The 24,060-nt window shown below is 63.5% G+C and carries 24 protein-coding genes; 17 read left to right on the top strand and 7 right to left on the bottom strand.

The genetic code is table 11. The annotated features are described in order from the left end of the window. Nucleotides 1-2 precede the first annotated feature (2 nt). Nucleotides 3-1,682, bottom strand: coding sequence for a glycosyltransferase family 39 protein (locus TACI_RS01405; protein ID WP_012869035.1), 1,680 nt, complete (start codon nt 1,680-1,682; stop codon nt 3-5). Nucleotides 1,683-1,809: 127 nt separating this feature from the next. Between TACI_RS01405 and TACI_RS09385 the strand changes: the two genes are divergently transcribed. The 3 genes from TACI_RS09385 (at nt 1,810) to TACI_RS01420 (ending at nt 5,231) form a co-directional block, all read left to right on the top strand. Beyond that, nucleotides 1,810-3,072: a methyl-accepting chemotaxis protein gene (locus TACI_RS09385; RefSeq protein ID WP_012869036.1), complete on the top strand. Its 1,263-nt coding sequence runs from the start codon at nt 1,810-1,812 to the stop codon at nt 3,070-3,072. 144 nt (nt 3,073-3,216) lie between these two features. Continuing rightward, nucleotides 3,217-3,996 carry a cache domain-containing protein gene (locus tag TACI_RS01415; protein ID WP_164925092.1) on the top strand — a complete coding sequence of 260 codons (780 nt, stop codon included), beginning with the start codon at nt 3,217-3,219 and terminating at the stop codon, nt 3,994-3,996. Beyond that, nucleotides 3,996-5,231, top strand: a complete 1,236-nt coding sequence (locus tag TACI_RS01420; RefSeq protein ID WP_012869038.1) for a methyl-accepting chemotaxis protein — start codon at nt 3,996-3,998, stop codon at nt 5,229-5,231. The genes TACI_RS01415 and TACI_RS01420 overlap by 1 nt, the downstream gene beginning before the upstream one ends. Before the next feature lie 86 nt (nt 5,232-5,317). Here TACI_RS01420 and TACI_RS01425 read toward each other — a convergent pair whose 3' ends face one another. Next, nucleotides 5,318-6,514 carry an FprA family A-type flavoprotein gene (locus TACI_RS01425; protein WP_012869039.1) on the bottom strand — a complete coding sequence of 399 codons (1,197 nt, stop codon included), beginning with the start codon at nt 6,512-6,514 and terminating at the stop codon, nt 5,318-5,320. A gap of 88 nt (nt 6,515-6,602) precedes the next feature. Then, nucleotides 6,603-6,977 carry a hypothetical protein gene (locus tag TACI_RS01430; RefSeq protein WP_012869040.1) on the bottom strand — a complete coding sequence of 125 codons (375 nt, stop codon included), beginning with the start codon at nt 6,975-6,977 and terminating at the stop codon, nt 6,603-6,605. 252 nt (nt 6,978-7,229) lie between these two features. On the opposite strand from TACI_RS01430, the gene TACI_RS01435 reads away from it, so the two are divergent. From TACI_RS01435 to TACI_RS01465, 7 genes are all read left to right on the top strand, one after another. Beyond that, the gene (locus TACI_RS01435) at nt 7,230-8,909 is read left to right on the top strand and encodes an acyl-CoA mutase large subunit family protein (RefSeq protein ID WP_012869041.1); all 1,680 of its coding nucleotides are present in this window, start codon (nt 7,230-7,232) and stop codon (nt 8,907-8,909) included. Between the two features lie 17 nt (nt 8,910-8,926). After that, nucleotides 8,927-9,352, top strand: coding sequence for a cobalamin B12-binding domain-containing protein (locus TACI_RS01440; RefSeq protein WP_242601165.1), 426 nt, complete (start codon nt 8,927-8,929; stop codon nt 9,350-9,352). Continuing rightward, on the top strand, nt 9,349-9,750 hold the full coding sequence (gene mce / locus TACI_RS01445) for a methylmalonyl-CoA epimerase (RefSeq protein ID WP_012869043.1): 402 nt from the start codon (nt 9,349-9,351) through the stop codon (nt 9,748-9,750). Before TACI_RS01440 ends, mce begins: the two co-directional genes overlap by 4 nt. Before the next feature lie 68 nt (nt 9,751-9,818). Beyond that, nucleotides 9,819-11,378, top strand: a complete 1,560-nt coding sequence (locus TACI_RS01450; protein WP_012869044.1) for an acyl-CoA carboxylase subunit beta — start codon at nt 9,819-9,821, stop codon at nt 11,376-11,378. A 13-nt stretch (nt 11,379-11,391) separates the two neighbouring features. Then, nucleotides 11,392-11,781, top strand: coding sequence for an OadG family transporter subunit (locus TACI_RS01455; RefSeq protein WP_012869045.1), 390 nt, complete (start codon nt 11,392-11,394; stop codon nt 11,779-11,781). A gap of 52 nt (nt 11,782-11,833) precedes the next feature. Beyond that, nucleotides 11,834-12,235: a biotin/lipoyl-containing protein gene (locus tag TACI_RS01460; protein WP_012869046.1), complete on the top strand. Its 402-nt coding sequence runs from the start codon at nt 11,834-11,836 to the stop codon at nt 12,233-12,235. 21 nt (nt 12,236-12,256) lie between these two features. Continuing rightward, on the top strand, nt 12,257-13,381 hold the full coding sequence (locus TACI_RS01465) for a sodium ion-translocating decarboxylase subunit beta (protein ID WP_012869047.1): 1,125 nt from the start codon (nt 12,257-12,259) through the stop codon (nt 13,379-13,381). A gap of 148 nt (nt 13,382-13,529) precedes the next feature. Here TACI_RS01465 and TACI_RS01470 read toward each other — a convergent pair whose 3' ends face one another. Genes TACI_RS01470 through TACI_RS01485 form a run of 4 tightly spaced genes read right to left on the bottom strand, consistent with a single transcriptional unit; the run spans nt 13,530 to nt 17,752 of the window. Continuing rightward, nucleotides 13,530-15,014, bottom strand: coding sequence for an alpha,alpha-trehalose-phosphate synthase (UDP-forming) (locus TACI_RS01470; RefSeq protein WP_012869048.1), 1,485 nt, complete (start codon nt 15,012-15,014; stop codon nt 13,530-13,532). Further along, the gene (gene otsB / locus TACI_RS01475; protein ID WP_012869049.1) at nt 15,004-15,846 is read right to left on the bottom strand and encodes a trehalose-phosphatase; all 843 of its coding nucleotides are present in this window, start codon (nt 15,844-15,846) and stop codon (nt 15,004-15,006) included. Before otsB ends, TACI_RS01470 begins: the two co-directional genes overlap by 11 nt. After that, complete coding sequence (locus TACI_RS01480; RefSeq protein ID WP_012869050.1) at nt 15,843-17,078, bottom strand: glycosyltransferase; 1,236 nt, start codon at nt 17,076-17,078, stop codon at nt 15,843-15,845. The genes otsB and TACI_RS01480 overlap by 4 nt, the downstream gene beginning before the upstream one ends. Continuing rightward, nucleotides 17,075-17,752 carry a DUF5752 family protein gene (locus TACI_RS01485; protein ID WP_012869051.1) on the bottom strand — a complete coding sequence of 226 codons (678 nt, stop codon included), beginning with the start codon at nt 17,750-17,752 and terminating at the stop codon, nt 17,075-17,077. The genes TACI_RS01480 and TACI_RS01485 overlap by 4 nt, the downstream gene beginning before the upstream one ends. Before the next feature lie 221 nt (nt 17,753-17,973). Here TACI_RS01485 and TACI_RS01490 point away from each other — a divergent pair, with 221 nt between their 5' ends. The 7 genes from TACI_RS01490 to TACI_RS01520 all read left to right on the top strand — a co-directional run bounded on the left by TACI_RS01490 (nt 17,974) and on the right by TACI_RS01520 (nt 24,029). After that, nucleotides 17,974-18,336, top strand: a complete 363-nt coding sequence (locus tag TACI_RS01490; RefSeq protein WP_012869052.1) for a DUF3870 domain-containing protein — start codon at nt 17,974-17,976, stop codon at nt 18,334-18,336. 331 nt (nt 18,337-18,667) lie between these two features. Next, nucleotides 18,668-19,780: an aspartate-alanine antiporter-like transporter gene (locus TACI_RS01495; protein ID WP_242601127.1), complete on the top strand. Its 1,113-nt coding sequence runs from the start codon at nt 18,668-18,670 to the stop codon at nt 19,778-19,780. 14 nt (nt 19,781-19,794) lie between these two features. Then, nucleotides 19,795-21,330 (top strand): acetyl-CoA hydrolase/transferase family protein, encoded by a 1,536-nt coding sequence (locus tag TACI_RS01500; RefSeq protein ID WP_012869054.1) that lies wholly within the window; start codon nt 19,795-19,797, stop codon nt 21,328-21,330. Between the two features lie 216 nt (nt 21,331-21,546). Then, the gene (locus tag TACI_RS01505; RefSeq protein WP_012869055.1) at nt 21,547-22,395 is read left to right on the top strand and encodes a fumarate hydratase; all 849 of its coding nucleotides are present in this window, start codon (nt 21,547-21,549) and stop codon (nt 22,393-22,395) included. After that, the gene (locus tag TACI_RS01510) at nt 22,395-22,952 is read left to right on the top strand and encodes a FumA C-terminus/TtdB family hydratase beta subunit (protein ID WP_012869056.1); all 558 of its coding nucleotides are present in this window, start codon (nt 22,395-22,397) and stop codon (nt 22,950-22,952) included. The genes TACI_RS01505 and TACI_RS01510 overlap by 1 nt, the downstream gene beginning before the upstream one ends. After that, nucleotides 22,945-23,154: a hypothetical protein gene (locus tag TACI_RS01515; RefSeq protein WP_012869057.1), complete on the top strand. Its 210-nt coding sequence runs from the start codon at nt 22,945-22,947 to the stop codon at nt 23,152-23,154. Before TACI_RS01510 ends, TACI_RS01515 begins: the two co-directional genes overlap by 8 nt. A gap of 170 nt (nt 23,155-23,324) precedes the next feature. Further along, entirely contained in the window at nt 23,325-24,029 is a 705-nt protein-coding gene (locus tag TACI_RS01520; RefSeq protein WP_242601128.1) for an L-serine ammonia-lyase, iron-sulfur-dependent, subunit alpha, read from the top strand. Nucleotides 24,030-24,060: the final 31 nt, after the last annotated feature.

Here is a 24,060-nt window from a genome sequence, read left to right on the forward strand (position 1 = left end):
TATCAACGGTTGACCAATATCATTTTCCCGTAGTAGGCGGGATCCTGGCCTGCCACCTGGTATTTTAATCCCAGTTGTTGGATCTCCTGTAGATGTTCCGGCCGGAGGATCATAACGCAGGCCTCCGCCTGCCACATCTCCTGGAGCCCCTTGGGGTCCGTGAACCAGCTGGGCCTCTCGGCCCGGTAGCCGAAGGTGAGCTCCCCGTAGTCGCCCCCCTCCTGGACCAGGGTGACGGTCCGGTTCAGGTAGAAGGGGATTGCCTGGTCGTAGTCCTTGTAGATGATCACCCGGCTATCGGGGGTAACCAGGGGTTGGGCCATGGAGGCCAGCGCCTTTGGGGACCTGGCCTGGGCCACCAGGGGGAACACCTGCTTCATGGCCAGGAGGAATACGATGGCCGCCACGCACCCTATGGCCACCGGGCTCCGCCTCATGAGGGCCACCCCCAGGGGGATCACGCCGCAGGCGATGGTGACGGACCCCACCACCGCCCCCAGTTGTCTTAGTGCTTGGGGGTCGAACCGGTCCTGGTAGGAGGGGTACACAATCAGGGCCGCCCCCAGGAGGACCATCAGGACCGCGGTGATGCCGAAGCCCAGAGACACGGCGCCGTATCGGCGGCCGTACAGCCCCCGGTCCAGGAAGATGCCCCCCAGGAGCCCCAGGGGGGGCATGGCGGGCACCATGTAGGGGATCAGCTTGGACCTGGAGGCGGAGAAGAAGGCCAGGATCACCGCCGCCCACAGGAGCATGAACAGGGCCTCCTCCGCCTCCGATGGGGTCTCGTGGTCCCTGATGCGGCTCGACACGTCGGATCTCAGGTACCTGAGCTCCCCCAGGGCGGATACGACCCCCTGAAGGACCGTGCCGGTCCAGGGGAGTAGCGCCACCGGGAGGATGGCCAGGAAGAACCACCAGGGCTGGTAGCGGTTGGAGACCATGGTGGAGTACCTGAGCAGGTGTTCGTGGACGAAGAAGAACCATGCGAAGTCCGGGTTGGCCTTGATGACCCGGTAGAACCAGGGGCCCGCCACCCCCAGGAAGGCTAGGATCCCCACCGGGGAGATGCCCTTGAGGATCAGGCGCCACCGCCGGGTGAGGGCTATCCAGGTGAGGAAGACCAGCCCGGGGAGGACGATGCCTATGAGCCCCTTGGTGAGCACCGACAGCCCCATGGCGGCGTAGCCCAGCCATAGGGCGGGTCTTGATCCGGTGAGGCCCTTGAAGATTAGCACCATGGAGAGGGTCATGAAGGCCCCCAGCGCCATGTCGGTGAGGGTTATGTGGGCCAGGGCGAACCATAGGAAGCCGGTGCCGGTGATGAAGGCCCCCAGGAAGGCGGCGGAGGGACCGTAGCTGGCCCCCATGGCGTAGGTGCCCATGGCCCCCAGGAGGGCGGAGGCGGCGCAGGGGATCCGGGCGGACAGCTCCGACGGGCCGAAGGCCTTGAGGGAGGAGGCCACCATCCAGTAGTACATGACGGGCTTCTCGAAGTACTTGACCCCGTTTAGTCTGGGGGTCACCCAGTCGCCGGAGGCGATCATCTCCCGGGGGATCTCGCTGTACCGGCCCTCGTCGGGCTCGATGAGGCCCCATCCGCCCAGGTTGTAGAAGTAGACCAGGCTCAGGAGCGTCACCAGCGCCGCCAGGGCGGCCGCATGGCTTCTGAAGGTGGACATCCGGGCTTTACCTCCTTAAGGGACAGGTTCTTTGGGATCCATGGGACGTAAATGCTTTGCGGCGGATCGCCCGCATATGATAGCATCATCTCAAACTCAAATTCCACTTTGAGGGAGGTTTCATGTCATGCGTTTCCTCCGTTCCTTCCGCTCCTCCGTTCGTATCTGGTTCATACTGGTGCTGGGCCTTGCGGTGGCCCTGGGGTCCCACTGGCTTCCCACCCCCTTCGCGGTGGGGCTTGCGGCGGCGTACCTGTTGGTGGCGGGCCTGGTGGGGCACTCCATATACGCCCCGGTGGGGGACATGGAGAGGGGCATGAGGGAGATAAGCTCCAGGCTGGACCTCACGTTCAGGACCTTCACCTGGGCTGGGGACGAGGTGGGGGAGGTGAGCCGGTCGGTGAACTCCTTCCTGACCGCCCTGGACGAGGCCATGGGGAAGGTCAAGGGGGCCCATGGCAGGAACGAGCAGGCGGCGTCCAAGCTGGCGGAGGCGTCGAACCGGCTGGGGCAGCTGGCGGGTGAGGTGGTCCGGTCCATAGGGGACTCCAGGGCCAGGGTTAGCCGGGCCGCCTCGTCCATAGAGGAGATAAACGCCGGAGTGGAGGAGGTGGCCGCCGGGGCCCAGACGGTGGCCCAGCGGAGCAGCGACATGGCGGAGCAGGCCGCGTCCGCCACCAGGGCCGGGGAGGCGGGGCTTGCGTCGGTCAAGGAGGCCACGGAGGTCATAGGTTCCCTGGCGGAGGAGGCGGTGGGGTCCTCCAAGCGGGTCAGGGAGCTGGCGGAGCGGGCCCATCAGATCCAGTCCATCGTGGGCAGCATCTCCCAGATAGCGGATCAGACCAACCTTTTGGCGCTGAACGCCGCCATCGAGGCGGCCCGTGCCGGGGAGGCGGGCCGGGGCTTTGCAGTGGTGGCCGAGGAGGTCCGGAAGCTGGCGGAGGAGAGCAACCAGGCGGCCAAGAACATAGCCCAGCTGGCGGGGGTCATAGTGAACGACCTGGAGGAGGTGGTCCGCTCGGTGGACAGGACCGCGGAGCGGGCGGACCTGGCCCGGGAGAGGGCCGCCTCGGTGGACAGTTCCATCCGGTCCATCCAGGAGTCCTTGAGGAGCATAAGCATGGCCACCCAGGACATGGCGGCGGTGGCCCAGGAGCAGGCGGCGTCCAGCCAGGAGATAGCCGAGTCGGTCCAGGGGGCGGCGGACATGGTTATGGAGGTGGACAGGGCCTTCGAGGTCCTGGCCCGGGTCTCCGAGGAGTTCAAGGGGGCGACGGGATCCGTGGAGGGGGCCATGAGGGACCTGGAGGCCACCGCGAAGGAGCTGGGCCGGGCCATAGGGGCCTTCAAGATATCCGGCGCCTCGTCGGTTCCCGCCCTGAGGGGCTGAGGGGGCAAACTCTTGATCCGGGAGGGGGAGATCCCCCTCCCCTTTTTATTGGCCCGGGTAGTTGTAGCGGGTCGCGTCTGTGATATATATTTGTCGAGGCTTTGGGCAGCCAGTCCAGGTTTTCGTCCGAGAGGGGATGGTACGGTGAACAGCGTAAGGGGTCGTCTCATCGGGGTTTTTCTTTTGGTGTCGCTCTTGGCGTTGGGAAGCCTCGGCTACGTGACCCTTCATCGAACCGAGGCGCTCCTCACCGAGGGGGCCCAGCGGGAGGGGATGGCCCTGGCGGAGGGGGCCTCCGCCAAGACGGACGCCCTGATAGGACGCCTTTTAGCCCTCCTGGAGTTCCAGGCCCAGAGGCCGGAGGTGCTCGGCATGGACTGGACGGTCCAGAGGGACGCCCTGGCGGCGGGGAGCAAGGGTGCGGGTTTCCTCGATGTCTTCGTGCTGGATCCGGCGGGGAAGGGGCGGTCCATATCGGGCAAGGAGGGGGACTATTCGGACCGGGGCTACTTCAAGGAGGTGCTTTCCACCAGGCGCTCCTACGTGGCGGATCCGGTCATATCCAAGAGCACCTGGGAGAGCGTGGTGGTCTTCGCGGTCCCCATAGTGAAGGGACCCGAACTTAGGGGGATCCTCATGGCCACCATGAGGACCAAGGACCTGGCGGCCTTCGCCGCCTCCATGAGGTGGGCCAAGACCGGCTACGCCTTCATAGTGGATCGCAAGGGGCTGATAGCCGCTCACCCGAACGCGGAGCTGGTGGGTAAGCTGAACCTGGCGGAGGCGGGCGAGAAGGTCCCCCGCAACTTGCGGAGGCGGTCCGCTCCGCTCTTGGGGGGAGTGCGGCGGTTAGGTTCTACCCCTTCGATGGGAAGGATACCATGGGGGCCTTTGTGCCCATTCGGAGCACCGGGTGGTGTCTAGTGCTTCTGGCGCCTCTCTCTGAGGTGCTGGCCCCGGTCAGGGCCTTGAGGGTCCTGGTGCTCTCCTCCCTGGTGCTGCTGTCCCTCCTGGTGCTGGCCGCCTCGGTGTGGATGGGGAACAGCATGTCCCGGCCGATCGCAGCGGTGGTGGAGGGGATGGGCCGGATCGCCCGGGGGGACCTGTCGGTCCGGCTGGAGGTCCGGTCGTCCCTGCGGGAGGTATCGGACCTGGTGTCGTGCATAAACGGCACCACCGAGGCCATGAGGCGTTCGGTGCTGGGGATACTGGACGCGTCCCAGGTGCTTCTATCCAAGGCCCAGGACGTGAGCTCTTCCGCCGAGGAGCTGGCCGCCGGTGCCTCCGAGGTGGCCTCCATGGCGGGTCGGGTGAGCTCCAACGTTCAGGACACGGTGGCCGCCATAGAGGAGACCACCGCAGGGGTCAACGAGGTATCCCTGGCGGCCCAGGAGGGGGCCAAGGGGGCCATGGGGGCGGGGGAGGAGGCGGAGGCCATATCCCATCTGGCCCAGATGGGTGGCCGGTCCGTGGAGGAGATGGCCGCCCTCATGGGGAGGATGTCCGAGTCGGGCCGGGCGGTGAGCTCCGCCATAGAGGACCTGGCCTCCTCGGTGGGTCAGATATCCGGCTTCGTCAGCACCATAAGCCAGATAGCGGACCAGACGAACCTTCTGGCGCTGAACGCCGCCATCGAGGCCGCCCGGGCCGGGGAGGCGGGCAAGGGGTTCGCGGTGGTGGCCGAGGAGGTGCGTAAGCTGGCGGAGGAGAGCAACCAGGCGGCGGCCCAGATCAGCGGCCTCATAGACCAGGTGACCAGCAAGACCCGGGGGGCCCTGGAGCACACCCGGAGCAGCGGTGAGCAGCTGGAGGCGGTGGTGGCCAAGACCTACGAGACTCGGGACGTGATCCTGGACGTGGTCCAAAAGGTTGGGGCCATATCGGACCGGGTGAGGTCCATAGCCTCCGCCATGGAGGAGCAGTCCGCCAGCGCGGAGGAGATGAACGCCGGCATGGACTCCATATCCCGCTCCAGCCAGGAGGTGGCGGAGCAGACCCTGAGGATCACCCAGACCATGGAGGAGCAGCGCCGGGCGGTGGAGGCCCTGGCGGGTGCGGCGGAGGAGCTGCTCTCCCTGAGCGAGTCCCTCAGGTCCTCTGTGTCCGCCTTCAAGGTCCGGGGGGAGTCGGAGGGAGGTCTGGTCCCCTTGGGGGCCTGACCGCGGCTGGAACTGTAGCGTGAACTGCGAAGCGGGGAAGCTTTGGCTTCCCCGCTTCGTTTCGGTCCCGGTGGTGATCCGGCGGATCAGGCCCGCTTTATGGCCTTGGCCATGTTCTGTCCCAGGAGCCAGCAGGCCTGGATGTCCTCCTCGGTGGGGGAGGACTTGACCTCCACGGTGGGGTCCACCCGATCCCACTCCCCCTTCTCCGCGAAGGCCAGTAGCTCCGCCAGGGCCCCCTTGCTCCAGCTGTAGGAGCCGCAGAGCCCCAGGACCCGGTTCTTCATCATCTTGTTGGCCAGGGTCCTTGCCAGGTAGGCCATGGGGGGGAAGAGCTCCGTGTTGTAGGTGCAGCTCCCCATCACCAGCCCCCGGTATTTCCATATGTCCCTCACCATGAAGGACATGTTGGACCTGGAGACGTCGTGGACGATTATCTTCTGGATCCCCGACTCGGTGAGGGACCTGGCGATGGCGTCGGTCATCTTCTTGGTGTTGCCGTACATGGAGCCGTAGACGATGACGCAGCCCTCCTCGGTTTCGTGTCGGCTCCAGCGGTCGTAGAGGTCCACCACCCGCCAGGGGTTGGAGCGAAGTATTGGTCCGTGGGAGGGGCAGATGACCGATATCTCCAGGGTCCTCAGCTTGGCTATGGCCTTCTGGACGAAGGAGCTGTAGCGGCCCACGATGTTGGCGAAGTAGCGGAGGATCTCGTCCTCGTAGTAGTCCATGTCCACCTCGTCATCGAAGACCCCCCCCTCCAGGGCGCTGAAGCCCCCGAAGGCGTCGCAGGTGAATATCACCTTGGTGGTCTGGTCGTAGGTGACCATGGTCTCTGGCCAGTGGACCATGGGGATCATGTGGAACGACAGCTTGTGGGAGCCCAGGTCGATCACGTCCCCCTCGGAGACCTCGACGAGGCCGTCTTCGATGTCGTAGAAGGCCTTGATCATCTCTAGGGTCTTCTTGTTGCCCACGATCTTCATGTCCGGGTAGACCTTGCGCATCATGGCGATGGACCCCGAGTGGTCCGGCTCCATGTGGTTGATGATCAGGTAGTCCACTGGCTTGCAGTCCCTGAGAACCCAGGAGAGACGCTGGAGGTAGTCCCTCATGAAGGAGCTCTTGACCGTGTCGATGACCGCCACCTTGTCGTCGCAGATAAGGTAGGAGTTGTAGGAGACCCCTCTGGGCAGCGTCCATAGGGCCTCGAAGAGGTCCGTCTCCCGGTCGTTGGCCCCGATCCAGTAGATACCCTCTCTGATGGGAATGGCCTTTTCCACCCCAAGTTCCCCCTCTCTTAACTTATGGTTGATAGGTTGATAAAAACCCTTTTAGTTTTACTCCCCCTGGGGGAGGAGGTCAAGGGGTTCAGGCTATGCCCTTCCCGTGCCGGTCCTTTCCGTAGGTGGTCTTCTTCTGTTCCTGCAGGGCCCTCAGGTTCTCCTGAGTCTTGCTCAGGGACTTCTGGAACTCGTTGAGCAGCTGTTGGCGGCGGATGTCGTTGAGGTCCTCCGCCAGGTCCCTCTCGAATCGTCCCTCGGCTATGAGGATCTCGATGTCCAGAACGTCCTCATCGATGGCTTCCGCCAGCTCCTTGGCGTTCAGGTTCGCGTCCGGATTGTCCCTGAGGTAGGACCGGGCCTTCTCGTAGACCCTGTCCAGCCTCTTGATGCAGGATGGGCATATCTTGGGGCCCGACGAGGCGAAGAGCTTTCGGCATACTTGGCACTGATGCATCTCCATGGGGGCACACCTCCACATTTAAGCGAGTATAGGGTTAGGAATAGTATTATAACCGGAAGGGGCTCCTCTTTGTGAGTCCTGATCGAAGGGGAGTTCTGGACAGTTGTTTGTAATTTTCTTGAAAAAACAGATAACGCCTTGCGTAGGGTTCGCGGGTGTTGAATAATAGACCGTGAGCCGTACCAGGTCAATGGTAGGCCCTCGGGGATTGGGCAGCCCCGATTTTCCTTTAAGCAGGAGGAGGCGGAGCGCGTGTTTGAGGAGAAGGAACTGCAGGCCATAGCGGAGAAGCGGGGGCAGTACGAGGCGGCGGTTGAGAAGGCCTTGGCCAAGAACCCGGAGATGCGGAAGGAGTTCACCACCGGAGGCGGGATCCCTCTCAAGAGGGTCTACACCCCGGAGGACGTCAAGGACCTGGACTACAATCGGGACCTGGGTTTCCCCGGGGCCTTCCCTTACACCAGGGGAGTGCAGCCCACCATGTACCGGGGGCGTTTCTGGACCATGCGCCAGTATGCGGGTTTCGCCACCGCGGAGGAGTCCAACGCCCGTTACCGCTATCTTTTGAGCCAGGGCACCACGGGGCTATCGGTGGCCTTCGACCTTCCCACCCAGATAGGCTACGACTCGGACCATCCCATGGCCCAGGGTGAGGTGGGCAAGGTGGGGGTGGCCATCGACAGCCTGGCGGACATGGAGATCCTCTTCGACCAGATACCGCTGGACAAGGTCTCCACCTCGATGACCATAAACGCCCCCGCGTCGGTGCTTCTGGCCATGTACATAGCGGTGGGGGAGAAGCAGGGGGTTCCCTCCACGGAGCTCTCGGGCACCATCCAGAACGACATCCTTAAGGAGTACATCGCCCGGGGCACCTACATCTTCCCTCCCAAGCCCTCCATGAGGCTCATCACCGACATATTCGAGTTCTGCAGCACCCACGTTCCCAAGTGGAACACCATATCCATCTCGGGCTACCACATAAGGGAGGCGGGGTCCACCGCCATCCAGGAGGTGGCCTTCACCCTGGCGGACGGGATCGCCTACGTGGAGGCGGCGGTCAAGAAGGGTCAGGACCCCAACGTGTTCGGCAAGCGGCTCTCGTTCTTCTTCAACGCCCACAACGACTTCCTGGAGGAGGTGGCCAAGTTCCGGGCTGCTCGGAGGCTCTGGGCCAAGATAATGAGGGACCGCTTCGGCGTCACCGACAAGAGCGCCCAGATGTTGCGCTTCCACACCCAGACGGCGGGTAGCACCCTCACCGCCCAGCAGCCGGAGAACAACATAGTCCGGGTGGCCATCCAGACCCTGGCGGCGGTGCTGGGGGGCACCCAGTCGTTGCACACCAACAGTCTGGACGAGGCGCTGGCGTTGCCCACCGAGAAGTCGGTCCGCATAGCCCTTAGGACCCAGCAGATAGTGGCCTACGAGTCGGGGGTCACCCAGACCATAGATCCCCTGGCGGGTAGCTACGTGATAGAGGCCCTCACCAACCAGATAGAGGAGGGGGCGGCGGAGTACATCCGCAAGATCGACGAGATGGGCGGCATGCTGGTGGCCATCGAGAAGGGCTACGTGCAGCAGCAGATCCAGGACGCCGCCTACGAGTACCAGAAGGCGGTGGAGTCCGGCGACCGGGTGGTGGTGGGCGTCAACCGCTTCCAGATTGAGGAGGACGCCTCTGAGCGTACCCTCTTGAAGGTGGACCCGGTGGTTGGCGAGATGCAGGCCAAGAAGCTGGCCAAGCTGAAGGAGAGCCGGGACAACCTCAAGGTGAAGGCCTGCCTGGAGGACGTGCGCAAGGCCGCCCAGGGGGAGGAGAACCTGATGCCCCCCATCATCGAGGCGGTCCGCAACTACGCCACCGAGGGGGAGATCTGCGGGGTGCTCCGGGAGGTCTTCGGGGAGTACCGGGAGAACGTGGTCCTTTAAGCTAGGGAGGGGAGTTCATCATGGACCGTAAGATAAGGGTTGTTGTGGCCAAGCCGGGCCTTGACGGTCACGATCGGGGCGCCAAGGTGATAGCCCGGGCGTTCCGGGATGCGGGGATGGAGGTCATCTACACCGGGCTTCGTCAGACCCCGGAGCAGATAGTCCAGACCGCCATCCAGGAGGATGCGGACGCCATAGGGATAAGCATCCTTTCCGGCGCTCACGAGCACTACTTCAAGGTCATAATAGAGATGCTGAAGGAGAGGGGGGCCGGGGACATAATCGTCTTCGGCGGAGGCGTGATACCCGAGTCCGACGTTCCGCGCCTGCTCGAGCTTGGGGCTGGCGCCATCTTCGGACCTGGCACTCCCACCTCGGAGTGCATAAAGTGGCTTGAGGAAGCGGTGGCCAAGAAGCGTGAGAAGGAGGGAGTGAACGGATGAAGCCCACGGTGGTGGACCACATAGGGATAGCGGTGCGGAGCATCGACGAGTCCCTGAAGTTCTGGCAGGACGTGATCGGCATAGAGTGTCACGGGGTTGAGGAGGTGGCGGAGCAGAAGGTTAAGACCGCCTTCCTGCCCCTGGGGGACACGGAGATAGAGCTCCTGGAGGGCACCTCCGAGGACAGCCCGGTGAGCAAGTTCATCGAGGCCAAGGGTGAGGGGATCCATCACATAGCCATCCGGGTCCCCAACATCGAGGAGGCCCTGGAGGAGCTGAAGGCCAAGGGGGTCCGCCTCATCGACGAGAAGCCCCGGATGGGGGCCGGCGGGGCCAAGATAGCCTTCGTGCACCCCAAGGCGTCCGGCGGCGTCCTGCTGGAGATAAGCGAGCGTTAAAGTGATCCGCCGGCGGAGCGGTCCACCCGTGTCCGCCGGCGGGCACGCGAATATAAGGAGGTAGAGCCATGGCGGAGCGAACCATCGACGAGCTGTGCGAACAGCTCCTGGCCAAGAGGAAGGCCGCCGAGGAGGGGGGCGGCAAGAAGGCCATCGACAAGCAACACGAGAAGGGCAAGCTCACCGCCCGGGAGAGGATCGAGCGGCTCCTGGATCCGGGCAGCTTCGTGGAGATAGACGAGTTCGTGGAGCACCGGTGCTCCAACTTCGGGCTGGAGAAGACCAAGTTCCTGGGGGATGGGGTGGTAACCGGCTACGGCACGGTGGATGGCCGCATCGTCTACGTGTTCAGCCAGGACTTCACCGTCATGGGTGGTTCCCTGGGTGAGATGCACGCCAGGAAGATATGCAAGGTGCTGGACCTGGCCCTTCAGAACGGCTGCCCCGTGATCGGCATCAACGATTCCGGCGGCGCCAGGATCCAGGAGGCGGTGGACGCCCTCTCCGGCTACGGTAGCATCTTCTTCAGGAACGTGAAGGCCAGCGGCGTGGTGCCCCAGATATCCGTCATAGCGGGTCCCTGTGCGGGCGGCGCGGTCTACAGCCCGGCACTGACGGACTTCATCTTCATGGTGGACAAGATAGGGATCATGCACATCACAGGTCCTGCGGTCATAAAGGCGGTCACCGGTGAGGACGTGACCTCCGAGCAGATCGGCGGCGCCATGGCCCACAACACCACCTCCGGGGTGGCACAGTTCTTCGCCTCCAACGAGGACGAGTGCTTCGCCCAGGTGCGGAAGCTCCTCTCGTACCTGCCCAGCAACAACATGGAGGAGGCCCCCATTGGGGACGAGTCCGATGACCCAATGAGGATGGAAATGAGCCTCCGGGAGGCGGTGCCCACCAACCCCAACAAGGGCTACGACGTGCGGGACGTGATCCGCAAGGTGGTGGACCACGGGGACTTCTTCGAGGTCCAGCCCCTGTGGGCCCGGAACATCGTCACCGGCTTCGCCCGGATAGGTGGTCGGGTTATCGGCGTAATAGCCAACCAGGCCAACTACATGGCGGGGTGTCTCGACATAGACGCCTCCGACAAGGCGAGCCGGCACATAAGGATCTGTGACGCCTACAACATCCCCATAGTCACCTTCGAGGACGTGCCCGGATACCTGCCGGGGCTCAACCAGGAGATGGGGGGCATCATCCGCCACGGGGCGAAGCTCCTCTACGCCTACAGCGAGGCCACCGCTCCCAAGATAACCGTGGTGCTCCGGAAGGCCTACGGGGGCTCCTACCTTGGCATGTGCAGCAAGGACCTGGGGGCCGACGTGGTGCTCGCCTGGCCCCAGGCGGAGATAGCCGTCATGGGCGCCGAGGGGGCGGCCAACATCATCTTCCGCAAGGAGATAGACGCGGCGGAGGACAAGGCGGCCATGCGGGCCCAGAAGATCGAGGAGTACCGGGAGGCCTTCGCCAACCCCTATCAGGCGGCCTCCAGGGGCTTCGTGGACCGGGTGATCCTGCCCGAGGAGACCCGGGGAGCCATATACCAGGCGCTGGTCATGTGCGACGGCAAGAGGGAGCTCCGCCCCAAGCGCAAGCACGGGATAATGCCCCACTAGGGAGGGGATGCCAATGAACGTAAGCTCCCATTTCGTGGGCCCCGCGGGGGGTATCCTCATGTCCCTCATCGCCTTCAGCGTGGTCTTCCTGGTCATAGCGGGGCTGATGCTGATAATGATGGCCACCAAGATGGTGGCCGGGGCGGTGGACGGCCGGTCCAAGCCGGTCCCTCCTTCCCCGTCCAAGCCTCAGTCCCCCGCGGCCCCCGCGCCTTCCGCGGCCCCAGCCCCGGGCGCCAAGGCCCAGGACGACCTGGAGCTGGTGGCGGTCGTAACCGCCGCGGTCGCCGCCTGCGCAGGTCGACCGGTGTCGGTTCGTTCCGTGAGGCCCCTGCAGGCCCGTTCCTTCGGTGGCGCCTGGAGGGCCATGGCCCGGGTTGAGGGCATGGAGGGTTTGGAGTAGTTTCGCTGAGAGATCCGCTGCACAAGTTAAAAAATACTAGGAGGTATGTCCTATGGCCCGCATGTATCGAGTTGTAGTCAACGGAAAGGCTTACGAGGTGGAGGTGGAGGAGCTGGGCGGCGCTTCCGCCCCTGCCCCGGTGACATCCGCTCCCGCTCCTGCCCCCGTTCCCGCCCCGGCGGCGGCTCCTGCCCCCGCCCCGGCCCCTGCCGCTGCCCCTGCTCCCGCCGCCCCCGCCGGCGCCGGTGCGGTGACCGCCCCCATGCCGGGCAAGATCCTCAAGGTGATGGTCCAGCAGGGGGCCTCGGTGTCCGCCGGCCAGGCCATAGTTATCCTGGAGGCCATGAAGATGGAGAACGAGATCTTTGCCCCTTCCGCGGGCACCGTCACCGAGGTCCGCTGCAAGGAGGGCGATTCGGTCAACACCGGCGACGTCCTGGTGGTAATATCTTAGGCTCCCCGGGGAGGGAGAGGGATGGAACTCTACGTAGCGGCCCTAAAGGGGCTGATAGATCAGTCGGGTTTGGTGGGGCTCACGGGGGGCAACGTCATAATGATCGTTGTCGCCCTGGTGCTCCTTTACTTGGCGATAGCCAAGGGGTTTGAGCCCCTGCTGCTGACCCCCATAGCCTTCGGGTGTCTCATCGTGAACCTTCCCCTGTCGGGGATAATGGATCCCGGGGGGTTCCTGTACTACGTGTCCTTCGGGACGAGACATGAGATCTACCCGATAATAATCTTCATGGGGATAGGGGCTCTGACCGACTTCGGCCCGCTCCTGGCCAACCCCATAACGTTCCTGCTTGGGGCTGCGGCCCAGCTGGGGGTATTCGTGGCGGTGGTGGGGGCCATGTTCCTGGGCTTCAACATCCGGGAGGCGGCGGCCATAGGGATCATAGGCGGAGCCGACGGTCCCACCTCCATCTACCTCTGCATGAAGCTGGCCCCCAAGATAGTCGGCGCCGTGGCGGTGGCGGCCTACAGCTACATGTCCCTGGTGCCCCTGATCCAGCCGCCGGTGATCAAACTGTTCACTTCCAAGGCGGACAGGGGCATAAGGATGGATCAGTTGCGCCCGGTCACCAAGACGGAGAGGGTGCTCTTCCCCATAATAAGCACCATTGCCTGTGGGCTAATCCTGCCCCCGGCGGTTCCCCTGGTGGGGATGCTCATGTTCGGCAACCTGCTCAGGGAGTGTGGTTGCACCGAGAGGCTTAACCAGGCGGCCCAGAATGAGATCCTCAACGCCACTACCATATTCCTGGGGATCACCGTGGGGGCCACCATGGAGGCCGAGTCGTTCCTCACCTTGGCCACCATAAAGATAATAGCCCTAGGTCTGGTGGCCTTCGCCTTCAGCACCGCCGGCGGCTGCCTGTTCGGCCAGGTCATGAAGGTCCTCTCGGGGGGCAAGATAAACCCCATCATCGGCGCCGCGGGGGTATCGGCGGTCCCCATGGCAGCTCGAGTGTGCCAGCGGGTGGTACAGCAGGAGTTCCCGGGGAGCTACGTGCTGATGCACGCCATGGGACCCAACGTGGCGGGTGTCATAGGCACCGCCGTGGCGGCGGGTGCCATGTTGACCCTGCTGACCCGGTAGGATCCCGGATCCGGCCATAGCGAGAGGGAGGGGGAGGCATGGCCTCCCCCTCCCCTCCTTATCCCCTCTTATGTTTCCATGCGACCTGGGGGAACGCATCCATGGAGCGTAGGGGCCCCAGGGGTTCCTCGTGCGGATCCCCCGCCGGTCATGGGTGGAAGGAGGGGACCACGGGATCCCCCGCGGTGGGGAAGTCCTTTATGTGCTTCCCCGAGGCGGCCAGGAGGAAGGAGTCCGCCCACCAGAACACGTCGTGTCTTCGGACCGCATGCCGCAGTATCTTCATCCGCCGGCGCTTATCCCCTTCGGGCATGACCAGCGCCTGGTAGATGGCCTCCGCCACGCCTTCCCGGTCGTTGGGGTTAACCAGTATGGCCCCCCTCTGGAGCTGGCAGGCGGCGCCGGCGAACTCGCTGAGCACCAGTGTCCCCGATAGGTCCGAGTGGGCTGCACAGTACTCCTTGGAGACCAGGTTCATGCCGTCCTTCCTGGGGGTCACGAGTCCCACGTCCGCCGCCAGGTAGTGGGCCACCAGTTCCTCCTGGGGCATGGACCGGGACATGAAGATGACGGGCACCCAGTCGTCCTGGGAGAATCGGCCGTTTATGGAGGAGATTCGCCTCTCCACCCTGTCCCTAAGCTCCGCGTACTCCCGGACCGTCTCCCGGCTTGGCACCAGTAGCTGGAGGAACGTGACATTCTTGAGCATCTCCGGGTGTCTCTCCAGCATCAGCTCGAAGGCGGTGAGCCTCTCGGGTATCCCCTTGGTGTAGTCCAGCCGGTCCACGCCGAAGATGATCTTCCTACCCCGGTGGTTATTCTTTATCTCCGCCGCCCTGGCCCTGACGGCGGGATGCCTGGAGAGCCGGTCGAAGTGACGGAAGTCTATGCCTATGGGCAGCGCCCCCACCGAGACCATCCGACTCCCCAGGGTTATGGTTCCCCAGTTCCCCCTTCTGCGCACCAGCGCGTCCTTCTCGAAGATCTTGACGCACTGGACGAAGTTCCTCACCTCCCGAACGGTGTGAAAGCCTATGAAGTGGAACTCCAGGAGGGCCCTTATGATCCTATCCCGCCAGGGGAGCTTGAGGTATATGTCCGGGGACGGGAAGGGTATGTGGAGGAAGAAGGCGCATCGTCGATGGAGTCTCATGTCCTTCAGGTGGAGGGCCACCTCCATCAGTTGGTAGTCGTGGACCCATATGAGGTCCTTCTCGTCCGTGTGGCTCGCCAGGGTGGAGGCGAAGAGCCGGTTCACCTCCTCGTAGGCCTTGAAGTACCTCCCGTCGAAGTCGCATAGGGACAGGAAGTCGTGGAAGAGGGGCCATATGACCGAGTTGGAGGCCCCCTCGTAGTAGAGCCGGTGCTGTTCCTCGGTGAGGTGGACCGGGATCAGCTCGAAGGGGCTCTCCTGTCGGGTCTCCGCCAGGATCCGATCCACCTCCTCCGCTCTGGCACCTGGGACCGTGCCCGGACATCCTATCCACTTCCCCCCCCTTAGGGTCAGCACCGGCTTGAGGGCGGTGACCAATCCCCCCGCCCCGTGGATGACTTTTAGCTCCCCGTCCTCCATGAAGAGCACTATGGGGAGCCGGTGTGAGGCTATTACCAACCTGGACGGTCTATTCGGCACACATCTTCACTCCTTTCCGCATCTTCCCTTCCAGCTCCCGGTGAATTTGCCGGAGGAAGTCCAGCAGCTCCTCCGGGGGCTTTATGTGGCATTGGGCAATCGATCGTCTGCCCTTTGGGTGGACCAGGATGGATAGCCCCCGTTCTCCCAGGGTCTCGAAGGCGTCCTCGTCGGTGGTGTCGTCCCCCAGTAGAGTCACCAGATGTCCATTTGGGGTTTCCTGGAGGAGCCGCTCCACCGCCAGGCCCTTATGGATCCCCGGGGCCCTGAGCTCGAAGCCCCCGTTGAAGTGCCTGAAGGACAGCCCCCGGTGAACCAGAGCCTCCCAGGAGCGGGCCAGCTGGGGTATCAGGGGGCGCAGGTCCTGGGGCATGGACCTGAGGTGGACCTCCACCGAAGCCGCCTTCATCTCCACCATCTCGGGGGGCAGCAGCTCCAGCGCCTCCCGGTGGGCGGCGTTGAGGAGATGCTCTACCCACCGGGGGATCTCCTGGCTGCTCCGGGTGCCGTCTGGCATCAGACGCTCCGCCCCGTGGCAGCCGAATATGTCCGCCGGGCGGAGCCCCAGGAGAGTCGGTATCTGGTGGGCCCTCCTGCCGGATATGATCGCCAGCCGGGCCCCAAGGTTCATGAGGGATTCCAACGCCTCCCTGATCCCTGGCCAGGGATGGGCCCGGTCTCTTTCGGCGGTCAAGGGGGCCAGGGTCCCGTCGTAGTCCAGGAACAGGGATAGCCCCCCGGATCTTCGAAGCTGGTTCCAGAACCAGGCGGGTATGCCCCTTGGGGGGATGGTGGAGGGGATATTGACGGTTGATGCTCCGGTGCTGATCAAGCGGTCACCCCCGTTTCCTCCATCTGGAGGCAAGCCAGGGTGGTCATCAGGTTCCTGAGCTGCCGGGTTATGAGGAAGTGGTCCCTCACGTGGGAGTGTCCCGCCTCCCCCATTGACCTCATCATCCTGGGGTCCTGGAGCAGCTGGCGGATCCTCAGCGCCGCACCCTCGGGGGATCTGACCCGGAAGCCCGTGTGGTAGTCGATCACCTGGAGCCTTATGCCCCCCGTGTCCCCCCCTATGACCGGCTTCCTCTTCCACAGTCCCTCGGAGACGGTGAGGCCGAAGCCCTCCCGTGTGGACTTCTGCAGGATCACGTGGCTGATCCTCTGTAGGGCGTTGATCGTAAGGTGTGCGTCCGACGGGAGGGAGAGCACGTGGATGTCCGGGTCATCCCCCGCCGCCTCCAGGGTCTCCCTGAGCACCAAGGCCCCCTCCGGGTCGTCGGTGGCGTCCCCCCCCGCCAGGACCAGCTGGAGGTTCTCGTGGTAGGCCTTGGCCATCCGGTAGGCCCTTATGACCCCCACCGGGTCCTTGAACCGGTCGTAGCGGGAGATCTGGGTTATTATGGGCCTGGTGGGGTCCAGGTTGAATTCCTCGTAGACCCTATTCAGCTCCTGGTCTGAGAGGTCCCGGTTCTTGTAGCTCAAGGGGTCTATGCCCGGGGGGATTATGTACTGGGGGTGGGGAAGGGGCTGGGCGAAGTCCACCAGGGAGAAGACGCTGGCATGGTAGCGCCCCACCAGGCCCTTTATGAAGTTCCAGACCGATCGGTTGGGGCGGCTCACATCGATGTGGCACCGCCATATCCACTTGCCCCTCCTTTGGGGGATCATGGATAGCAGCGGGGCCGGCTGTGGGTCGTGGATCACCACGAAGTCCGCCTCCTCCAGTAGGCCTGCGAGCCGCTGGGCGTTCTCCCGGTTGGTCTCCATGAAGACCTCCTTCATGGTGGGCGACAGGTCCTGCTCCGCCCCCTGGAGGGAGTTGTGGATCAGCTTGGTGGCCTTGAAGAAGTCCTCGGTGCCGGTGATGACCTCCCATCGGGCGTCAATGCCGAGCTCGCGCATTAGGGGCACGAAGTTCTCCAGGATCTCCGCCACCCCTCCCCCGACCCGGGTGGAGTTCAAGTGAACCACCGACCTGTCCTTCAGCATCTCCCCCAGCCTCCTGAGGTGCATGAGGGGGCCGGGGCCTATCACCGGCTCGTAGTCCGTTATGCTGAGGCTCATTGCTCATCCCCCTCCCAGGGCAGGGACTTCCGGATGGCGGAGTTGATCTTCTCCCGGATCTCCCCCAGGGTAAGGAGCGCGGTGTCGATCCGGCGGAGCCTTGCCCTCAAGTTGGCGGTCAGCTCCCCGAATCCGGAGAGCCAGGCGGAGAAGTCGTCCTCATGTCCCGGGGTCCTGCGGACCGCGTCGATCACGTGGTAGAAGATGCTGTTGGTGTCTATGGTCCTTATGGCCTCTCGGAACTCCTTCAGCGTGGAGGCGGTCTGCCCGGTGTCGAAGACCAGCATCCTGGAGTCGGTGAAGAAGAAGGGGTGCGATGCCCTGGACCAGGCCATGGCGTCGTCCCCCTCGAGCCGCCGGTCCAGGACGGAGATTATCTCCTCCCTCAGGGAGTCCAGATCCTCGAAGTCCTTGGGTGACAGGGCGCTCAGCTTCTCCGCCATACCCCGGTCCCTCAGGGTGGAGGCCACCCAGTTGGCTAGGTCGTTGGTGTACTCCCTCTCACCCAGTTGGGGCCTCATCTTCCAGCCCCAGAAGTGGGTGTGAAGGCTCCCCTCCGGGGCCCGCCGGACGCAGTCCCGGAGCTCCGACAGGGTCCTGGCCACCAGACCGGTGCTCACTATGGCCATCTCGCAACTGTGGAAGCGGAAGGGCTCCATCGGTTCAACGGTCATGTCCAATCCCCCCTCTGTGTGGCCCCCGTGAAGTGGCGGCTATGCGGCTGACGTTCCGATCGTGGACGTCCTGTGGGGAAGGTTTGAACCGTGGAGTACCTGGCGTGATCGAGGAGGCCATCTTCTGGATATTGAGATTATCATGTATCATCTTGACGGGCAAGGTTAAATGGCCTTCCGGGCGTGGTCAAGGTCAAATTTAATCGAAGCGGGTGGTGAACATGGGGGAGAACACCGTTTTCCTGGCCGCCTACGCGAGGCTGCCCCAGGACATAGCGGCCTATGGGCTCTACAAGAGCGTGGGGGTCTATGCGGAGGTGGAGGTGGATACGGGGGTGATAATCGAGGCGGACGTTTCGTTTTACTCCCAAGTGTCCATAAACATGATAAGGGCCATCCTGAAGGGGAAGAACATCGTTCTCGACCGGGAGGTCATACTGAAGGCCTTCGAGAGTCGCTACTGGGGGGGCGGACGCAAGGCGGTGATCACCGCGGTTAAGCGCCTGTTCGAGCGGTACGACGAGGTGATGGAGCAGCTCGAGAGGGACCCTATTCCGGACCTCACCGACGAGTACCGTCTGTGATCCTCGGAACTAACCTGAACACTTTGGGAAAGCGCTGAAAATATTTTCATTATGTAGTATTTTTTGATTTGACAGTTGACTTTAGGGCCCGCAGGTGGGATAATTCACACATCCACAAGCGGGCCTATTCCTCGTAGCCACCCCACCTGCAAGGCTACGGGCCAGGTTCGCAGGATGAGGGCCTATCTGAACACCTTTCATTCCCATCCCCTGTGTCATTGCGCGTCGTGTTGGTTTGTCAACCGTGTTTCGTCATCCTTGCTCTCCGGTGGGAGGAGGCTAAGTTCGCATGTTGAGCTTTGCTAAGTTAATGCAGAATCCTATTTTCGTGATGACGTTGACGGCCATGTTGGGGGTTCTCATCGGGAAGGTCAAGCTGGGGCGTTTCAGCCTGGAGACCTCTGGGGCCCTCTTTGTTGGTCTGGTGGTGGGTGCCGTGGGCTACTCGGTGCCGGAGGCGTTCTTCAACTTCACGTTGACCCTCTTTGTGGTGGCGGTGGGGCTCCTGGCTTCGGGGGACATGCTGAACGTCATAAGGCGGTACGGTCTGAAGTTTGCCTTTCTCGGTGGGTTCATCACCTTTGTCGGAGCCCTGGTTACATATGTTCTGGCTTTGATGTTCCGTGGAGGGGCCAGCCCGCACCTCATAGGGGGTACCTACACCGGGGCTCTGACCAGCTCTCCTGGGCTTGCGGCGGCGTTGGAGGCCACCAACAACAATCCGGACGTGACGGTGGGGCACAGCATAGCCTATCCATTTGGTGTTTTGGCGGTTATACTCTTCGTCCAACTGATCCCCATGGTATTCAGGATCGACGTGGACCGGGAGAGGGAGGAGTTCAAGGCCACCCTGGCGGCCATGAGGGACGGCCAGGGTGAGGCAGGTGGGGGTTACAAGAACGCCTTCTCCATGGTGGCCTTTGGTCTGTGCATCGTGGCGGGTTACCTTCTGGGAGGCATCAAGGTGCCCCTGGGGGGCAAGCTCTCCATAAGCCTTGGCGCCACCGGCGGCGGTCTCATCGCGGCCCTGGTCCTTGGGTCCATGATAAAGTCCGGTCCGTTTGACATGCGGATGGACCCGAAGGTGCTCGGGGCGGTGAGATCCCTTGGGCTGTCCTACTTCCTGGCGATAGTGGGGATCAACGCCGGCGCCGAGGTGGTGGAGGTCTTGAAAGTTCACGGGGTTCTCCTGGTGCTGATAGGTTTCTTCGCCGCCTTGGCGGCGGAGGTGGCGGCGTTCCTGTTGGCCCGTTACGGTTGGAGGATGAACTGGATACTTATAGCGGGAGCCATATGCGGTGGGATGACCAGCACACCAGGTCTTGGAGCCGCCATAGATGCCACCAAGACCGAGGACGTGGCGGTGGGGTACGGGGCCACCTATCCCGTGGCGCTGCTGGGCATGGTGATCTTCACCTCGATGCTCCACATGTTGCTTGAGTGATGGAGGTGGCGGCTATGAAGACCGTTGCGTTGGATATAAGGGACAGGGTTAGGTGCGAGTCCCTTCGTTCGTTGATAATGGACCCCCACGAGGCGGCCAAGCTGATCAACGATGGGGATGTGATAGGTGCCAGCGGGTTCACCCCCTCGGGGTACCCCAAGGAGGTGCCCATGGCCATAGCCAGGAGGAAGCTCGAGACCGGCAGCCCCTCTAACCTTACCCTCTGGTGCGGTGCCTCGGTGGGGCCCGAGCTGGACGGGGAACTCACCGCCTCCGGGGCCCTGGCCCGGCGCTTCCCCTATCAGACCGACGACCGTTTGCGGAAGGCCATAAACGAGGGGACGGTGCTCTTCCAGGACATACATCTCTCTCACGGCACCCAGAACCTTCGCTACGGCTTCTACGGCAAGATGGACGTGGCCATAGTGGAGGCGGTGGCCATCAACCAGGACGGAAGCATAGTGCCCTCCACGTCGGTGGGGAACAGCCCCACCTTCGTGAAGATGGCGGAGAAGGTTATCGTGGAGGTGAACGTCACCCAGCCCATGTCCCTGGAGGGGGTTCACGACATCTACATCCCCGGGGACCCGCCAAGCCGTGAGCCCATCCCCATAGCGTCCGTTTCGGACCGTATAGGGACCCCCTTCATCCCCTGTGATCCCTCCAAGATAGTGGCCATAGTGCCCTCGGACGTGCCGGACAAGCAACGGCCCTTGGCGGCGGTGGATGAGGTAAGTGCCCGTATGGCTCGCAACCTGCTGGACTTCCTGGACGTGGAGGTGAAGGCCCAGCGGCTCCCCAGGGACCTGTTCCCCCTCCAGTCCGGGGTTGGGGAGGTGGCCAATGCGGTCCTGGCGGGTTTCCTGGAGTGGCCCAGTGAGAACCTGAGGATGTACACCGAGGTGATCCAGGACTCCATGTTGGACCTCATAGATGCGGGCAAGGTCTCCTTTGCCTCCGGCACCTCTTTCACCCCCAGCCCGGAGGGGGCCCGGCGCATGTACGCCAACATGGACCTCTATCGGCAGAGGGTGATCTTAAGACCCCAGGAGATAAGCAATCACCCGGAGGTGATCCGGCGCCTGGGGGTCATAGCCATGAACACCGCGGTCGAGGTGGACGTATACGGTCACGTGAACTCCACCATGGCCCTGGGGTCCAAGATGATAAATGGCATAGGTGGATCCGGGGACTTCGCCAGGAACGGTTACCTCACTGTGTTCCTCACCCCCTCCACCGCGAAGGGTGGGAGCATATCCCGCATAGTTCCCTTCTGTTCCCACGTGGACCACACGGAGCACGACGTGGACGTGGTGGTCACCGAGTGGGGTGTGGCGGACCTCAGGGGGCTGACCCCCAGGGAGAGGAGCGTTGAGATAGTGGGCAAGTGCGCCCATCCGGACTACCGGTCGGCCCTGATGGACTACATAAGACGGGCCCAGGCCAATGGAGGACATGAGCCCCACGACCTCAAGGAGGCCTTCTCGTTTCACCTAAGACTTATCAGGAACGGGAGCATGCTCCCGGTCGGGGGGGTGAGGGAATCTTAGGAGAGAGGTCCTAGCGGTTTCCAGGAGTGCGCGGTCAGACCCCATGGGGTCGATTAGGAGATGCTGCCCAAGCCCCGGTGGAGGGAGGGAGATACCCTCCCTCCACTTCTATGGGGTGTCCTGTCTCCCTTGGGTTTGGTTCCGCTGGCGGTTGATGTTAAAATTACGCCAGTTTACGTTGGTTTCCTTATGGGGGTACAGATTGGAGGGATCCGGTTGCCCAGGCTGATAGATTCCGATGAGCTTTCGCGGCTGGTCAGGGACCTGGCCCTTAAGGCCAACTTCGTCCTGCCCCGGGACGTGCGGGATGTCCTGTCCTCGGCGCTGGAGCTGGAGAGAGTAGAGCTTGCCAGGTCCGCACTGGAGGATCTGGTCCTGAACTTCCAGATGGCAGAGACGGAGAAGATGCCAATCTGCCAGGACTGCGGGCTTGCGGTGGTGTTTGTCGATTGGGGGCAGGAGGTGTTGCTCACCGGCGGCAGCCTTCAGGAGGCGGTGGATCTGGGCATAAGGGACGCCTACGTGGAGGGGTACCTGCGCAAGTCGGTGGTGTACGATCCCGTATACGACCGGCGCAACAGCTTCGACAACACGCCGGCGGTGATTCACCTTCGGATGGTTCCCGGAGATCGGGTGGAGGTGACCGTGGCGCCCAAGGGGATGGGCAGCGAGAACATGAGCGCCATCCGGATGCTGAAGCCCGCTGACGGGGAGGAGGGGGTGCTTCGGTTCATCGAGGAGGTGGTGAGCTCCGCGGGCCCCAACTCGTGTCCTCCCGTAGTGGTGGGGGTGGCGGTGGGGGGCAACTTCGAGACCGCCCCCCTCTGGGCCAAGAGGTCCCTGCTCCGTCCCATGGGGCAGAGGAACCCGGATCCCCGGTACGCCCGGCTGGAGGAGGAGGCTCTCCGTAGGATAAACCGCCTGGGCATAGGGGCTGGGGGCTACGGGGGGCTGGTCACCGCCCTGGACGTGAGGATCGAGGCGTTGCCAACCCACATAGCGGGCATGCCGGTGGCGGTCAACCTCTGCTGTCATGCGTTGCGTCACGCCAAGGGGGTGATCTGATGTCCAGGATAGAGCTCACCACCCCCCTGGGGGAGGAGGTGAGGTCCCTCCGGGCTGGGGACCTGGTGTCTCTCTCCGGGGTGGTCTATGTGGCCCGGGACCAGGCCCACAGGAGGATGTTGGAGGACCTGGATAGGGGGTCCCTCCCGTTCCAGTTGGAGGGGCAGGTGATCTACTACGCGGGGCCATCCCCAACCCCCCCGGGACGGGTGATAGGCGCCATGGGGCCCACCACCAGCGGCCGGATGGATCCCTTCACCCCCAGGCTCCTGGAGCTGGGGCTTCGGGGTATGATAGGAAAGGGTAGGCGCTCTAAAGAGGTGCTGGATGCCATGGCCCGGCACGGGGCGGTCTACCTGGGGGCCACCGGGGGGGCGGCGGTGCTCCTCTCCCGGTCCATAAGATCCTGCGAGGTGGTGGCCTACCAGGATCTGGGGCCCGAGGCGATACTCAAGATCACCGTGGACCGGATGGGACTGGTGGTCCTTGGGGACGCCCACGGGGGGGACATATACGCCTCGGGGCCCGCCGGGGCCCGGAAGATGATGGATGGATGACATTCGGATTAGGGTCCTGCTGGACGGATCCAGTCTCAGCGTCCGGGTCCCCAGGGGAGCCCCGGTCCGGCGGGCCCTCCAGGAGGCGGGGGTGGACCTGTCCCACGTGGGGATGGTGGTGTGGGACTGGCGCCTTCTGGACCTGGATGAGGAGGTCCCAGCGGGGGAGATATGCGTCCTGCCCCCCCTGGACGGAGGGTGATTTTGCTAAAACAAACTAATTGTTTTTCCATAAGATGTCTTTGTGTGATAATATCTTCGCGACGGTTAACCAATCTCAACAGGGGGGCCCCCGGGCTAGGGATGGGAGGAGTTGTCTTGGACATAAGCCGCTATCTGAGGTCTCTTTACTCTAATACTCCGGATCCTTTGGTGGATCGAGAGGTTGGCCTTGCGTCCTGGGGCGATCTATGGGCTCTGGTGCCCCACCTGACCCAAGAGGAGGAGGAGTGGATCCTCGAGAGGGCGGACCAGAACTACCGCCTGGCCCAGCGGGGGGTTTTGAAGCCCCGGGGTAGGGCCCTGGGTTATCGTCTTTGGCGGGGCTCCTTCGACGAGGACCCAATCTGGGTGGTCCGGGCCATGTGCGGCGCCGCCCTTGACTTCGCCCTGTCGGACCCCAAGGCGGGGGCGGTGCCCCTGAGGGGCTGTGTGGCTTCCGGGGTGTTGCTGACGGTGCCCTTGACGGTCATATGCAACTACCTGAGCAAGGACCGGCGGGCGCTGGCGGAGGCCATGGCGCTTGGGGGGCTAGTGGGCTGCTACATCACGTCCCGGCTGGATGGTCGGGTGGGCTACGACCTGCTGCTTGGGGCTGCGGCGGGATGCGCCGCGGGACTAGCCAAGCTTAGCGATGGGTCCATAAAGGTGGTGGAGCGGGCGTCCGCCACGGCGGTGTGCCTCACTCTTGGGGATGTGGGGGACAACTGCGGCTGTCTTGACTACCTGGCGTCGGTCCTGGCGGGGCAGGCGGTGGTGGCCTGTCAGATGGCCCTCTCGGGCCAGGGATTTGGGCTCAGCATGGACGAGGCCAGGGGCATGTTCGAGCATTGGGCGAGGGGAAGGGAGTCCCAGTGAGCGGCCCCTGCCCCTCTTTAGGGTCCTTGGA

This window comes from Thermanaerovibrio acidaminovorans DSM 6589, from assembly GCF_000024905.1.
GTDB lineage: Bacteria > Synergistota > Synergistia > Synergistales > Synergistaceae > Thermanaerovibrio > Thermanaerovibrio acidaminovorans.